Raw genomic sequence first — 13,368 nt, 5'->3', positions numbered from 1 at the left:
CCACCCGGGCCCCCTGTAGCCTTCACGCCGACCCCGGTTTTCCGGAAGACTGCTGCAAGGTTTCGGCAACGGAGGTGGGCGCGTGGCCCGGGAGAGCATCAAGAGCAAGGTGACCATCACCGAGATCGCCCGGCAGGCCGGGGTCTCGGTGCCCACTGTGTCGCGCGTCGTCAACGGCCGCTCCGACGTGTCGCCGGACACCCGGGCCCGGATCGAGGACCTGCTCAGACACCACGGCTACCAGCGCAAGTCCTCCCCGCCGGGCGGCCGGGCGGTTCTCATCGACCTGGTCTTCAACGACCTCGACAGCCCTTGGGCCGTGGAGATCATCCGGGGGGTGGAGGAAGTCGCGCACGCCTCGGGTGTGGGCACGGTGGTGTCCGCCATCCACGACGCGCAGGGCTCGGCGCGGCAGTGGATGACCAATCTGCGTACCCGCGCCTCGGACGGGGTGATCCTCGTGACCTCCGTCCTCGAACCCCGTATGCACGAGGAACTGCGGCGGCTCGGTGTCCCGCTCGTCGTCGTCGACCCGGCTGGCTCGCCGTCCTTGGACGCGCCGACCGTCGGAGCGGCCAACTGGGCGGGCGGCATGGCCGCGACGGAACACCTGCTCGGTCTCGGCCACCGCAGGATCGGCCTCATCGCCGGGCCCCAGCGACTGCTGTGCTCACGGGCCCGGCTCGACGGCTACCGCGCCGCTCTCGAAGGCGCGGACATCGCGGTCGACGACGCGCTGATCGTGCCGGGCGACTTCTACCACGCGTCCGGCTTCGACGGCTGCAACGCCCTGTTCGACCTGGACGAGCCGCCCACCGCCCTGTTCGCCGCCAGCGACCAGATGGCGCTCGGCGCCATCGAGGCGTTGCGGTGCCGAGGGCTCCGCGTGCCGGAAGACATGAGCGTCGTGGGGTTCGATGACCTGCCGGAGGTCCGCTGGTCGGCGCCGCCGCTCACCACCGTGCGCCAACCCCTCGCGGACATGGGCAAGTTGGCGACGCGTACGGTGCTGCGCCTCGCCGCGGGCGAGGAGCCCGCGTCCCCCAGGGTCGAGCTCGCCACCGAGCTCGTCGTACGGGCGAGCACGGCGCCGCTGGCCCGGCAGGCCCGGCGTTCCTGACGTTCCGGACGAACCTGGGGCGCCTGCCGATCCACCCGGCCTCGATCCACCCGGCCTCGATCCACCCGGCCTCGATCCACCCGGCCTCGATCCACCCGGCCTCGATCCACCCGGTCTCGCATCGCCCGGGTCTCGATAATTCCGATGTTTGTCAGGAGCGTTGACATACCCGTCGGCGCGCCCGTAACTTCCGTGCGCAACTCGACCGATAATTTTCGGGTTCTCTTCCGGAAGGTGTGCGATGCGAGCGTTGGGTAACACCTCACTCTCCCGCCGCGGGTTCTTGGCGGCCTCCGCGGCGACCGGCCTGGGGGCCGCCGCCCTCAGCGCGTGCGGCTCCTCGGGCGGTGGGAACAGCTCCGGCAAGACGGAGATCGAATGGTGGAACATCACCACCACCCAGCCCGCGAAGAAGCTGTGGGCGCAGCGGGCCAAGGAGTTCGAGGCCGCGCATCCCGACGTCAAGATCAAGATCGTTACGCTGGAGAACGAGGCGTACAAGTCGAAGATGACCGCGCAGACCGCCTCGGGCAAGCTGCCGGACATCTTCCACACCTGGGGCGGCGGTGTGCTCCAGCAGCAGATCGACGCCGGTCTGGTCGAGGACCTGTCGGGCAAGATCTCCTCCTGGACGAAGGACTACCTGCCCGCCTCGGTGGCGCCGTTCCGGCTGGACGACAAGATGTACGCCGTCCCCTTCGACGTCGGCATGGTCGGCTTCTGGTACAACAAGGCGCTCTTCAAGCAGGCCGGCATCGACACCCCGCCCACCACCTGGTCCGGCTACCTCGACGCCGTCAAGGCCCTCAAGGACGAGGGGATCACGCCCATCGCGCTGGCCGGCAAGGAGAAGTGGCCGGGCATGTACTACTGGGCGTACCTCTCGATGCGGGTCGCCGGCCTCGACGCGATGCAGAAGGCCGCCGACGACGCCGACTTCACCGGCGAGGACTTCGTCAAGGCCGGTGCGCACCTCGAGGAGCTGGTCGCCCTGAAGCCCTTCCAGAAGGGCTTCCTCGGCGCCGCCTACTCCACGCCCACCGGTGAGGCGGCCGCGATGGGCAACGGCAAGGCCGCCATGGAACTGATGGGCCAGTGGGCGCCGGTCGTCCAGGAGGATGCGGGCAAGGGCCTCGGCAAGGACCTCGGCTTCTTCTCCTTCCCCGAAGTGGAAGGCGGCAAGGGCGCGCTCACCGAGGTGTTCGGCGGGAGCAACGGCCACGCGGTGCGCAAGGGGGCGCCGGACGCCGCGGTGGAGTTCCTGAAGTTCTTCGCGGAGCAGGAGTTCGCGGAGAAGCTCGTCAAGGAGACCGGTCTGGTTCCGGTGTCCAAGGCCGCGCAGGGTGCGCTGACGGACCCCAACCTCATCGCCGTCTCGGACGCGCTCAGCAAGTCCACCGGCTTCCAGCTCTACCTCGACCAGGCCTACGCCCCCGCTGTCGGCCAGGAGATCAACGACAGCGTCGCAGCGCTCATCGCGGGCTCCAAGTCGCCCGAGCAGGTGACGCGTTCGGTCACGCAGGTCGCCAAGAGCGAGGGTTAACGGCCGTCGATGACTCACCCGACCTCGACCGCATCGACATCGACGTACGCGCCAGGGCTCGGTAGATCCCCTGGCGCGGCGCCCGAGTCACCCGTACCGAAGATCCGGCCGTCCGCCCTGCACCGCCTGCGCGCCTGGTTCTCGGCCTTCGTCTTCACCGTCCCGGCCCTCGTCCTGTTCGGCCTGCTCGTCCTTGTGCCGATGGGCTACGCGTTCTACATCAGCTTCTTCAACTGGGGCGGATTCGATACGCCCACGGACAGCGTGGGGTTCGACAACTACACCCGGCTCTTCGACGACCCGGTCTTCCTGGGCGACCTGTGGCGCGGATTCCTGCTCATCGCGTTCTCCATCGTCCTCCAGCTGCCGTTCGCGCTCGCCATGGCCGTGCTGCTCAACCAGAGGCTGCGCGGCCGAGCTGTCTACCGGATGCTGTTCTTCGCGCCGTACATCCTGTCCGAGGTCATCACCGGCGTGCTGTTCAGCATGATCTTCGCGCCGGACGAGGGGCTTGCCGACAGGGTCCTCGACGCGGTCGGGCTCGCCGGTCTGGGCGGGGACTGGTTCGCGGGCCAGGACACCGTGCTGCCCACGCTGTTCCTCGTCATGACGTGGAAGTACTTCGGCTTCCACATGATGCTCTACCTGGCGGGTCTGCAGGGCATCCCGGCCGAGCTGCACGAGGCGGCACGCATCGACGGGGCGAGCACCTGGCAGCGCTTCCGTCACATCACGCTGCCGCTGCTCGCGCCGACGCTGCGGATCAGCGTCTTCCTGGCCGTGATCGGTGCCATCCAGCTCTTCGACCTGGTGTGGGTGATCACGGCGGGTGGTCCCGACCACGCCTCAGAGACCATGGTCATCAGCCTCTTCCAGTACGGCTTCAAGCGCTACCAGATGGGCTACGCCAGCGCCATCAGCGTGGCGATGTTCCTGATCAGCCTCGTCTTCGCCCTCGCCTACCAGCGCTTCGTGCTGCGCCGCGACACCGAAGGAGCCATCACCACCATGCGAGGTAACCGATGAGCGCGGTTGCGAAGACGGACATGCAGAAGACGAACGCGCCGAAGACGAACGCGCCGAAGGCGAGCGCGCCGAAGAGGAACGTCCCCAAGAGCGTCGTACGCCGCCGAAGGCTCCGCGCCCTCCCCGTGTACGCGATCCTGTGGCTGGTCGGAGTGTTCATGGTCACTCCGCTCCTGTACGCCCTCGTCTCCGGCTTCAAATCGACCGAGCAGCTCTCCAGCAACGCCTTCGGCCTGCCGGACCCGTGGGTGACCTCGAACTACACGTCGCTGCTCGGGTCGGGCCCGTTCTGGCGGGCCGTCGGCAGCAGCACCGTGATCGCTCTGGCCACCGCCGTGCTGACGGTGGGGGCGGCGGCGCTCGCCGCGTACGCGCTGGCCCGGTTCGCCTTCCGGGGACGGGAGTTGCTGTTCACCCTGTTCACGATGGGGCTGATGTTCCCCTTCGCGGTGGCGATCCTGCCGCTGTTCGTCCTGCTGCGCTCCTTCGGGCTCCTCGACAACCCGTGGGGCGTGATCCTGCCCCAGGCGGCCTTCGGCCTGCCCATCACGATCGTCATCCTGCGCGGCTTCTTCCGGGAGATACCGGGGGAACTGGAGGAGGCCGCGACGATCGACGGCTGCTCCTCCTTCGGTTTCTTCTGGCGCATCCTGCTGCCGCTGGCACGCCCGGCGCTCGGCACGGTCTCGGTCCTCGCCATCGTGGGGAGCTGGAACAACTTCCTGCTCCCGCTGCTCGTCTTCAGCGAACCCACGTGGTGGACGATCCCGGTCGGCATCCAGCAGTTCCAGGGTCAGTACGCCTCCGATGTGGCCCGCATCTTCGCGTACCTGGTCCTCGCCATGGCACCCGCCCTGGCCTTCTACGCGGTCGCCGAACGCCAGCTGATCGGCGGCATCACGCTCGGCGCGACCAAGGGCTGACCCGAACCCCGGCGGACGAAATCCCCTTGATCCCCTTACGGATGTGAGGAGTTACATGATCCACCCTTGGCAGGACCCCGCTCTGCCCGCAGGCGTCCGCGCCGCCGATCTGCTCGCCCGCATGACCCCGCAGGAGAAGATCGCGCAGCTCTACGGCGTCTGGCCCGGCTCGAACGAGACCCCGGGCGGGGACATGGCGCCGCTGCAGCACGCCCTGTCCGAGGACGTGGACCTCACCGAGCTGCTTCCACACGGCCTCGGCCAGCTGACCCGCCCCTTCGGCACGTCACCGGTCGAACCGGCCGAGGGCGTCGCCCGGCTGGCCTCCCTCCAGGAACGCGTCCGCGGCGCGAACCGCTTCCGGCTGCCCGCCCTCGCGCACGAAGAGTGCCTCACCGGATTCACGGCCTGGCAGGCCACGATCTTTCCCACACCGCTCGCCTGGGGCGCGAGCTTCGACCCGGCCCTGGTGAAGGAGATGGCGTCGGCGATCGGGGCCTCGATGAAGTCGGTCGGCATCCACCAGGGGCTGGCTCCCGTTCTCGACGTCGTACGGGATCCGCGCTGGGGCCGCACAGAGGAGTCGATCAGCGAGGACCCCTACCTCGTAGCGACCGTCGGCACCTCGTACGTACAGGGCCTTGAAGAGGCGGGCATCGTCGCCACGCTCAAGCACTTCGCCGGGTACTCCGCCTCGCGCGGCGCCCGCAACCACGCGCCCGCGTCGATCGGCCCGCGCGAACTGGCGGACGTCATCCTGCCGCCGTTCGAAATGGCCCTACGGGACGGCGGCGCACGGTCGGTGATGGCGGCGTACAACGACATCGACGGGGTGCCCGCGCACGCGCACCGTCAGCTGCTCACCGAACTCCTCCGGGACGACTGGCAGTTCACGGGAACCGTCGTCGCCGACTACTTCGGCGTGTCCTTCCTGGAGACGGCGCACCAACTCGTGGACTCCCCGGCGGGAGCGGCGGCGCTCGCGCTCGCGGCGGGAGTGGACGTGGAACTGCCGGCGGTTCGCTGCATGGGAGCGGGACCCCTCGACGAGGAACTGGTGGACCGGGCGGTGCTGCGCGTTCTGACGCAGAAGTGCGAGCTGGGGCTGCTGGATCCCGACTGGGCGACGCCCGCGGCACCATCCGCTCCGGTCGATCTCGATCCACCCCACATGCGGGTACTGGCACGGCGGTTGGCGGAGGAGTCGGTCGTCCTGCTGTCCAACGACGGCACGCTGCCGCTAGTGCCCCGGCAGGCCCCCGAAGCGCGGCGAATCGCGGTCCTCGGCCCGCTCGCCGACGACCCGGCGGCCATGCTCGGCTGCTACACGTTCCCCCGCCACGTCCTCCTCGACCACCCCGAGGTTCCGATGGGGGTCGCCGTGCCGACGCTGCTCGAAGCGCTGCGCGCGGAGCTGCCGGACGTGGAGTTCGTGGACGATCCCGCGGCCGCCGAGCTGTGCGTGGTCGCGGTCGGCGACCGGTCGGGGCTGTTCGGGCGCGGCACGTCGGGCGAGGGCTGCGACGCGGCGGACCTCGAACTTCCCGACGGACAGGGCGCGTTGCTGGACAAGGCGCTGGCATCCGAAACGCCGGTCGTCCTGGTCGTGCTCTCGGGCCGCCCCTATGCACTCGGACGCTGGGCGGACCGGTGCGCCGCGGTGGTTCAGGCCTTCTTCCCGGGCGAGGAGGGAGGGCCCGCGGTGGCGGGCGTACTGTCGGGTCGGGTCAACCCGTCCGGGAGGCTCCCCGTGAGCGTGCCGCGTGACCCCGCCGGCCAGCCCTGGACGTACCTCGCCCCGCAGCTCGGACAACGCGGAGAAGCCAGCAGCCTGGACCCCACGCCGCTGTTCCCGTTCGGACACGGGCTGTCCTACACGACGTACGACTGGCAGGAACCGGCGGTCGACGCCGACGAGTTCCCGACGGACGGCGAGACCACGCTGCGTCTGACGGTGCGCAACACCGGCAAGCGGCCCGGCGCGGAGGTCGTCCAGCTCTATCTCCACGACCCGGTCGGCAAAGTGGCCCGCCCGGTGGCCCGACTGGTGGGCTATGCGCGGGTGCCGCTGGAGGCGGGGGAGTCGACGGAGGTCCACTTCACGTTTCCGGCGGACCTGGCCGCGTACACGGGGCCGGACGGCAACCGGATCGTGGAACCCGGAGCGCTGGAGCTGCGGTTGGCCGCGTCCTGCGCCGAGGGAGGCGCGCGGTATACGGTGCCGGTCACGCTGACCGGGCCGGAGCGGGTCGTGGGCAGGGAGCGGCGCATGCGGTGCGAAGTGCGGGTGAAGTGAGAGGGCCGGGCTGTGCCTCGTTGCCTCATCCGAAGGCATCCGAATGTTGCGAATTCCGTTTCGAATATTACGGGAATGTGTAGCCGTCAAGGGGCTTCGTCAACAGGGTGAGCAGGGATACGATCGCGCCCATGACTCACCCGAATCCCGCCGTGGCCCGGTCCGCGACGCTCGCCGAGATCGCCCGCGATGCGGGAGTCTCGGCTCCGACTGTTTCGAAGGTGCTCAACGGCCGTGCCGATGTGGCCCCCGCGACCCGCACCCGCGTCGAGGAGCTGCTGCGCCACCACGGCTATCGGCGGCGCCGGGCCGAGGCGTCCCGTTCGCCCTTGATCGACCTGGTCTTCCATGAGCTGGAGAGCGCTTGGGCGATGGAGGTCATCCGGGGCGTCGAGAACATCGCGCGGGACGAGGGGCTGAGCGTGGTGCTCTCCGAGAGCGCGGGCCGCCTCACCCCGGGACGTACCTGGGCCGACCAGGTCGCGGCCCGCCGCCCGCACGGTGTCGTCCTCGTGCTGAGCGGGCTCGACGAGTCCCAGCGGGCGCTGCTGACCAGCCGCTCCATCCCGTTCGTGGTGATGGACCCGGCCGGCGACCCCGGTGACGACGTGCCGTCCGTCGGCGCCACCAACTGGCAGGGCGGGCTTGCCGCGACCCGCCATCTCGTGGACCTCGGCCACCGGCGGATCGGCGTGATCAGCGGGCCCTCGCGGATGATGTGCAGCCGGGCGCGGCTCGACGGCTACCGGGCCGCGCTGGACACGGCCGGGTTGCCCGTCGACCCCTCGCTGATCCGGACCGGCGACTTCCACCACGAGGCCGGCTACCGCCGCGGGCTCGAACTGCTGAAGCTGCCCGACCGCCCGACGGCCGTCTTCGCGGGCAACGACCTCCAGGCCCTCGGGATGTACGAGGCAGCCCGTGAGCTGGGGCTTCGCGTGCCCGAGGACCTCAGCATCGTCGGCTTCGACGACCTGCCGGTGGCCCGCTGGGTGGGCCCGCCGTTGACCACCGTGCGCCAGCCCCTCACGGAGATGGCCGAGGCGGCGGCCCGGCTCGTCCTCGACCTCGGACGCGGGGAGCCGCCGACGACGGCGACGCGGGTGGAACTGGCGACGAGTCTGGTGGTGCGGAGCAGCACGGGGGCGCCTTCGGTGTAGCCGGCTGAGCGGGGCGTACTGACCGGGACGTACTGACCGGGCGCACTGCCTGGGACGTTGCGAAACTTTCGAAAGTCTGGGAGAAAACCACCGAAAAATGAGAGTTTCCTCAGTAAAACCGGTTAGGGGTTTCTGGCCGTAACAATTCGGACTTACGTTCCTCTCTGTGAGCGGAGACGGCGAAGGCGGGACCGACGCTGGGAACGGCGGCGGGAACGAGGACGGGAACGACGACGGCGGCGGGCGCGGAGGCGGCCCCGGCGATGTCGTCGACCGCCGTACCGGCAGGCGCTCACGGCTGCTCAAGGCCGCCGGCATCGCGCTCGGTTGCGTGCTCGTCGCCTCGCTCGCCGGCGCGGCCTGGGCGTACTGGCACCTGAACCGCAACATCGACAGCGTCGACATCAACAGCGCGCTCGGCGACGACCGCCCGGCGCGCGCCATGGTGACACCGGACGGCGCCGCCTCCCCGCTACCGAGCGGCGCCCTGAACATCCTGGTCCTCGGCTCGGACTCGCGCAGCGGCGAACGCAACGCCACGCTCGGCGGGGGCGGCGAAGGCGACGGTGCCCGTTCCGACACGGCGATGGTCGTGCACATCGACGAGGGCCGTACGGGCGCGACGATCGTGAGCATCCCGCGCGACACGCTCGTCACGCGCCCGGCCTGCCCGCGGGAGTCGGGCGGTTCGACCTCGGTGGCGTACAACGCGATGTTCAACAGCGCCTACTCCGTGGGCGGTCCGGTCTGCGCGGTCAAGACGGTCGAGTCCATGACGAACGTCCGCATGGACCACTACATAGAGATCGACTTCGCCGGTTTCGCGGACCTGGTGGACGCGCTGGGCGGCGTCACGGTGACGACGGACGAGGACATCTCCGACGAGGACAGCCATCTCGAACTGGAGGCGGGCACCCACCACCTCGACGGCGAGCAGGCCCTCGCCCTCGCCCGCACCCGCCACGGCATAGGCGACGGCAGCGACCTCGGCCGCATAGGCCTCCAGCAAACCCTGGTCAAGGCCCTGTTGGACCAGGTCTCCGCCACCGACCTCCTCACCAACCCGGCCAAGCTCTACAACGTCGCCGACACCTTGACCGGCAGCCTCACCACGGACACGGGCCTCGACTCCCTGACCGAGCTGATGAGCCTGGGCCGCAGCCTTCAGGGTCTCTCCTCGGCCGACACCAGAACGGTGACGATGCCGGTACTCCCGGCCCCCTTCGACCGCAACCGGGTGATCGCGGACGAGCCGGAGGCGACGCGACTGTGGGAGTCGCTGAGATGAGGTGCTCCTGGCAGGCGCGACCCTGAGAGTCTGTGGCCATGGAGTTCTTCTGCTACCACCGTGATCGGCCCGACTCCCTCAAGCTGCGCAACGAGCTGCAGGAAGCCCACTGGTCCTACATGGACGGCTACGCGCCCCAGCTGATCGCCCGCGGCCCGACCTTCGCCACCGACGGCGAAACGCCCACCGGCAGCGTGCACATAGTCGACCTCCCGAATCCCGCCGCCGCCCGCGCGTTCGCCTTCGACGAGCCCAACTACCAGGCGGGCGCGTACCGGGACGTACTGCTGCGCCGGTGGCGCAACCTGCTGGGCCGCACGATGTGGGACTTCCCCGGCGGCCGGGAGGGCGGCAATCGCTACCTGGTGCTCGGCCTCGGCTCGGGCGAGGCCGCCGACCTCGTACTCCCGCCCGACCAGAACGAGTTGATCGCGTACGGGCCCCTGCTGTCCGACGACGACGCCACCTGGCTGGGCACGGCAGTACTGGTCCGCGCCCCGGACTCGGACACGGCACGGGCCGTACTGACCGCGGATCGGTACGCCGATATCGAGGTGCACGACTGGGAGTTCGGCGGGCGGAGGTAGCGAGCACTCGAGGCTCGAAGCTCAACTCGATCGATGACGCCCACGAGTTGACCATCACCGCCTCCGCGTGGACGGAGTTCGGCGGGCGCGTCGCCGCTTGAGCTTCGGGAGTCGGGATTCGAGACTCTTTTGCAAGGAATGGGTGGGTTGGTTGAACCCGCCCTCCCTCCCCTGTGGCTGTATGCGGAGGGCCCAAGAGCCGCTCGGGCCAGGGGAGATGACTTTTTGCGATCGAGTCGCGACGGAGTGTGGCAAGCGTGTAGCGTTCGCGGAAACTAATGACCCCCGTGGGTGTTGGAGCACCGCGCGGGGGTCTGACCAACGAATCGAAACGAGCCCTTCGATCCATGGCTACCGCCCAGCTTAGTGCTGCCCCGCGCCCCTCCGCCCACCCCATGGCCAATCCGGGGTACGGAAAGAAGTCGGCGCCCGACCAAGAGCCCCGTACCGGACGGGACTTCGGTCATCTGCCCGCTCGCGAGGCCTCCATCGCGACGTATCTGGACCGGCTCGACGACGAGGCCGACATCTCCATCAAGACGCTGGCCAAGCACCTCCCGTACGGCCAGTGCGCCATCGGCACCGCCCTCAACAACCTTTCTGCGGCAGGGCATTTGCGCCGTGTACGCCGTCCGGTCACCGTCGACGGCTGCCCGCGCTGGGTGTGGCACACGTTCTTCTCGCGCACCGCCCGCGACGACGCCTGGTGGGACTCCTTCCTCGCCGGAGAGGCACCGGTCACCGAGCCGACACCGGCGGCGCCGTCAGCCGCGTACGACGCACTCGCCCAGCTCGGCCGAAACGACGCCCGGCTGACGCTCTCGGCCGCCGAGTGCGGGGCGCTGGAGGAGCAGGCGGCCGAGTGGTTCACGCGAGGGGCGGGGGAGGCGCAGCTCGTGCAGGCGGTGTCCGCCGGGCTCCCCGAACGGGTCGAGCACGCCTACGGCTTCGTACGAGCCCGACTCATCGCCAAGCTTCCGCCCGAGCAGCATCAGCCCAGGCAGCCGCGTTACGAGATGGTCTGCACGGCGTGCGGCGAGCCGGGGCCCTCCGGCGGGCTGCGGGGCGGGCTGTGCGGCGGCTGCTGGGGAGAGCGGCCCGGCCTCGGAGCCGACCAGGTTCACGACCACGCGGAGCGGCTGCGTGCCGCCCTGCGCACAGGGACACGTACAGAGAAAGGATCACGCGCATGACGATCGTGCAACACAGTCCGCCCGAACTCGGGGCAGGATGGGAGGGAGGAGGCGACGCCATGACCCCCAGCACTGCCGATCACCAGCCCCAGATGCTCGTCGAGGAATTCGAAGAGCTTGCCCGGAACGCACCCGAGCTTGTGCGACTGGAGTTCATCAACGGAAAGGTCGTGGTCAAGCCCGTGCCGGACGGTAACCACAGCGAGATCATCGCGTGGCTCCAGCAAGTGTGCATGCAGCATCGTCCGGATCTCACGCTGTACGCGGAGCGGGAACTCAAGATCGAGCAATACCGCAGGGGGCGGGCCAAGGTGGACGGGGTACTGGCTCCTCGTAAGCACTTCGTCGGGACGGACGAGTGGGCCGAGCCGGACGGCGTCCTGATGACCGTCGAGGTCACCTCCCGCGACCGGGACGCGAACCAGCGCGACCGCATCGACAAGCCGTACGGCTACGCGGCCGCGGGAATCCCCGTCTACCTTCTCGTTGACCGGGATGCGAACAGCGTTGTCGTGCACGCGGACCCGGACCCGAAGAAGGGGAGGTACGACTCGGTCACCAGCCGGGCCTTCGGCGTCGCGATCGACTTGCCGGACCCTGTCGGCTTCACCCTGGAGACCGACGAGCTCAAGGAGTTCGCCTACTGATGAATGCCCTCCCCGACGGCTGAGCGCCTTGGCCGTACGGCCCGCGGGTGATCTGATGGTGTGGCGTGAGACCAGAGTCGACAGACCAGCCGACAGATCCCGCGGGCCCCGCCGGCGTCAGCGCCGATGCCGGCACTGACGGCACGGAAGCCGCCGCCCAGCGCACCATCGAAACCGTCTTCCGCATCGAGTCCCCCCGCATCATCGCCGGCGTCGCCCGCATCGTGCGGGACGTCGGTATCGCCGAGGAGCTTGCGCAGGATGCGCTGGTCGCCGCGTTGGAGCAGTGGCCGCGCGACGGCGTCCCGGACAACCCCGGGGCCTGGCTCACGGCCACGGCCAAGCACCGGGCGATCGATCTCGTACGGCGGCGGGAACGGTACGCGCGCAAGCTGGCGGAGATGGGCCGCGACCTGGAGACGTCCGCGCCGCACGGCCACGTCGACGAACCGTCCGATCCCGACGACATCGACGACGACCTGCTGCGGCTCGTCTTCACGGCCTGCCACCCCGTGCTCTCCGCCGAGGCCCGCATCGCCCTCACCCTGCGCCTGCTCGGCGGCCTGACCACCCCCGAGATCGCCCGCGCCTACCTCGTCCCCGAGGCGACCATCGCCCAGCGCATCGTCCGTGCCAAGCGGACGCTCGCCACGAAGGGGGTCGCCTTCGAGGTTCCGTACGGGCCGGAGCGCGAGGCCCGGCTCGGGTCCGTACTGGAGGTCATCTACCTGATCTTCAACGAGGGGTACGCGGCCACCGCCGGCGACGACTGGCTGCGCCCGGCGCTCTGCGAGGACGCGCTCCGACTCGCCCGCGTACTCGCCGAATTGATGCCGAAGGAGCCCGAAGTGCACGGTCTGGCCGCGCTGTTGGAGCTTCAGGCGTCACGCTCGGCCGCGCGTACCGGGCCGTCCGGCGAGCCGGTGCTCCTCAAGGACCAGAACCGGTCCCGCTGGAACCGCATGCTGATCCGCCGAGGTTTCGCCGCCCTCGCCCGCGCCGAGTCGGTCACCACCGGCGGCGGTCCGGGCCCGTACGTCCTCCAGGCCGCCATCGCCGCCTGCCATGCCCACGCCTACACGTACGAGGAGACCGACTGGAGCCGCATCGCCACGCTGTACGGCCTCCTCGCCGCCCGCACCCCGTCCCCCGTCGTCGAACTGAACCGCGCCGTCGCCGTCTCCATGGCCGAAGGCCCCGAACCGGCCCTCACCATCGTCGACGCCCTCACCACCGAACCCGCCCTGCGCGACTACCACTTGCTGCCGAGCGTGCGCGGCGATCTGCTGGCCCGCGTGGGCCGCACGGCCGAGGCACGGGCCGAGTTCGAGCGGGCGGCGGCGCTTACGCGCAATGAGCGGGAGCGGGGGTTGTTGCTGGCGCGGGCCGCGGAGTGCTCTGAGCTCGGCGGATAGTGTGACTGAGCTTTTCAGTTGGTTGTGACCGCGCTTCCGTGACGACTGCGCCAGAAGGACGGCGCCCGCCTCCACGCTGGGCCGCCGCCAACCACCGCGGCTGTCGGAACCGCCTTCGGGAGTTCCGCGGGCGCCGATCGCGGGCGCGCGGCCGGGTCGAGCCTCCGACG

Annotated in this window: 11 protein-coding genes; all 11 read left to right on the top strand. The window is 69.9% G+C overall.

The genetic code is table 11. The features are described from left to right. Positions 1-82 precede the first annotated feature (82 nt). The 11 genes from G6048_RS01955 (at position 83) to G6048_RS01905 (ending at position 13,198) form a co-directional block, all read left to right on the top strand. On the top strand, positions 83-1,120 hold the full coding sequence (locus tag G6048_RS01955; protein ID WP_165337652.1) for a LacI family DNA-binding transcriptional regulator: 1,038 nt from the start codon (positions 83-85) through the stop codon (positions 1,118-1,120). Between the two features lie 250 nt (positions 1,121-1,370). After that, a complete protein-coding gene (locus G6048_RS01950; protein WP_165337720.1) occupies positions 1,371-2,663 on the top strand; it encodes an extracellular solute-binding protein in 1,293 nt (430 codons plus the stop codon). Positions 2,664-2,672: 9 nt separating this feature from the next. Next, positions 2,673-3,689: a carbohydrate ABC transporter permease gene (locus tag G6048_RS01945; protein ID WP_165337651.1), complete on the top strand. Its 1,017-nt coding sequence runs from the start codon at positions 2,673-2,675 to the stop codon at positions 3,687-3,689. A 158-nt stretch (positions 3,690-3,847) separates the two neighbouring features. After that, positions 3,848-4,612, top strand: coding sequence for a carbohydrate ABC transporter permease (locus G6048_RS01940; RefSeq protein ID WP_235989423.1), 765 nt, complete (start codon positions 3,848-3,850; stop codon positions 4,610-4,612). Positions 4,613-4,667: 55 nt separating this feature from the next. Then, complete coding sequence (locus tag G6048_RS01935; RefSeq protein WP_165337650.1) at positions 4,668-6,908, top strand: beta-xylosidase/alpha-l-arabinosidase; 2,241 nt, start codon at positions 4,668-4,670, stop codon at positions 6,906-6,908. 131 nt (positions 6,909-7,039) lie between these two features. Then, on the top strand, positions 7,040-8,068 hold the full coding sequence (locus G6048_RS01930; protein WP_165337649.1) for a LacI family DNA-binding transcriptional regulator: 1,029 nt from the start codon (positions 7,040-7,042) through the stop codon (positions 8,066-8,068). Positions 8,069-8,234: 166 nt separating this feature from the next. Further along, complete coding sequence (locus tag G6048_RS01925) at positions 8,235-9,356, top strand: LCP family protein (protein WP_165337648.1); 1,122 nt, start codon at positions 8,235-8,237, stop codon at positions 9,354-9,356. Positions 9,357-9,394: 38 nt separating this feature from the next. After that, complete coding sequence (locus G6048_RS01920) at positions 9,395-9,943, top strand: YciI family protein (RefSeq protein ID WP_165337647.1); 549 nt, start codon at positions 9,395-9,397, stop codon at positions 9,941-9,943. Between the two features lie 347 nt (positions 9,944-10,290). Beyond that, complete coding sequence (locus G6048_RS01915) at positions 10,291-11,136, top strand: hypothetical protein (RefSeq protein ID WP_165337646.1); 846 nt, start codon at positions 10,291-10,293, stop codon at positions 11,134-11,136. A gap of 59 nt (positions 11,137-11,195) precedes the next feature. Next, positions 11,196-11,783: a Uma2 family endonuclease gene (locus G6048_RS01910; RefSeq protein ID WP_165337645.1), complete on the top strand. Its 588-nt coding sequence runs from the start codon at positions 11,196-11,198 to the stop codon at positions 11,781-11,783. Between the two features lie 65 nt (positions 11,784-11,848). Then, positions 11,849-13,198, top strand: a complete 1,350-nt coding sequence (locus G6048_RS01905) for an RNA polymerase sigma factor (RefSeq protein ID WP_408056110.1) — start codon at positions 11,849-11,851, stop codon at positions 13,196-13,198. Positions 13,199-13,368 lie beyond the last annotated feature (170 nt).

The organism is Streptomyces ureilyticus, from assembly GCF_011045025.1.
GTDB classification, from domain to species: domain Bacteria; phylum Actinomycetota; class Actinomycetes; order Streptomycetales; family Streptomycetaceae; genus Streptomyces; species Streptomyces ureilyticus.
This window is presented reverse-complemented; position numbering and strand designations above follow the sequence as displayed.

What these genes read in the sequence shown, in the direction of transcription:
- G6048_RS01945 (WP_165337651.1), top strand. Translation starts at nt 2,673, where the DNA reads ATGACTCACCCGACCTCGACCGCATCGACATCGACGTACGCGCCAGGG.
- G6048_RS01920 (WP_165337647.1), top strand. Translation starts at nt 9,395, where the DNA reads ATGGAGTTCTTCTGCTACCACCGTGATCGGCCCGACTCCCTCAAGCTG.
- G6048_RS01915 (WP_165337646.1), top strand. Translation starts at nt 10,291, where the DNA reads ATGGCTACCGCCCAGCTTAGTGCTGCCCCGCGCCCCTCCGCCCACCCC.
- G6048_RS01940 (WP_235989423.1), top strand. Translation starts at nt 3,848, where the DNA reads ATGGTCACTCCGCTCCTGTACGCCCTCGTCTCCGGCTTCAAATCGACC.
- G6048_RS01910 (WP_165337645.1), top strand. Translation starts at nt 11,196, where the DNA reads ATGACCCCCAGCACTGCCGATCACCAGCCCCAGATGCTCGTCGAGGAA.
- G6048_RS01930 (WP_165337649.1), top strand. Translation starts at nt 7,040, where the DNA reads ATGACTCACCCGAATCCCGCCGTGGCCCGGTCCGCGACGCTCGCCGAG.
- G6048_RS01935 (WP_165337650.1), top strand. Translation starts at nt 4,668, where the DNA reads ATGATCCACCCTTGGCAGGACCCCGCTCTGCCCGCAGGCGTCCGCGCC.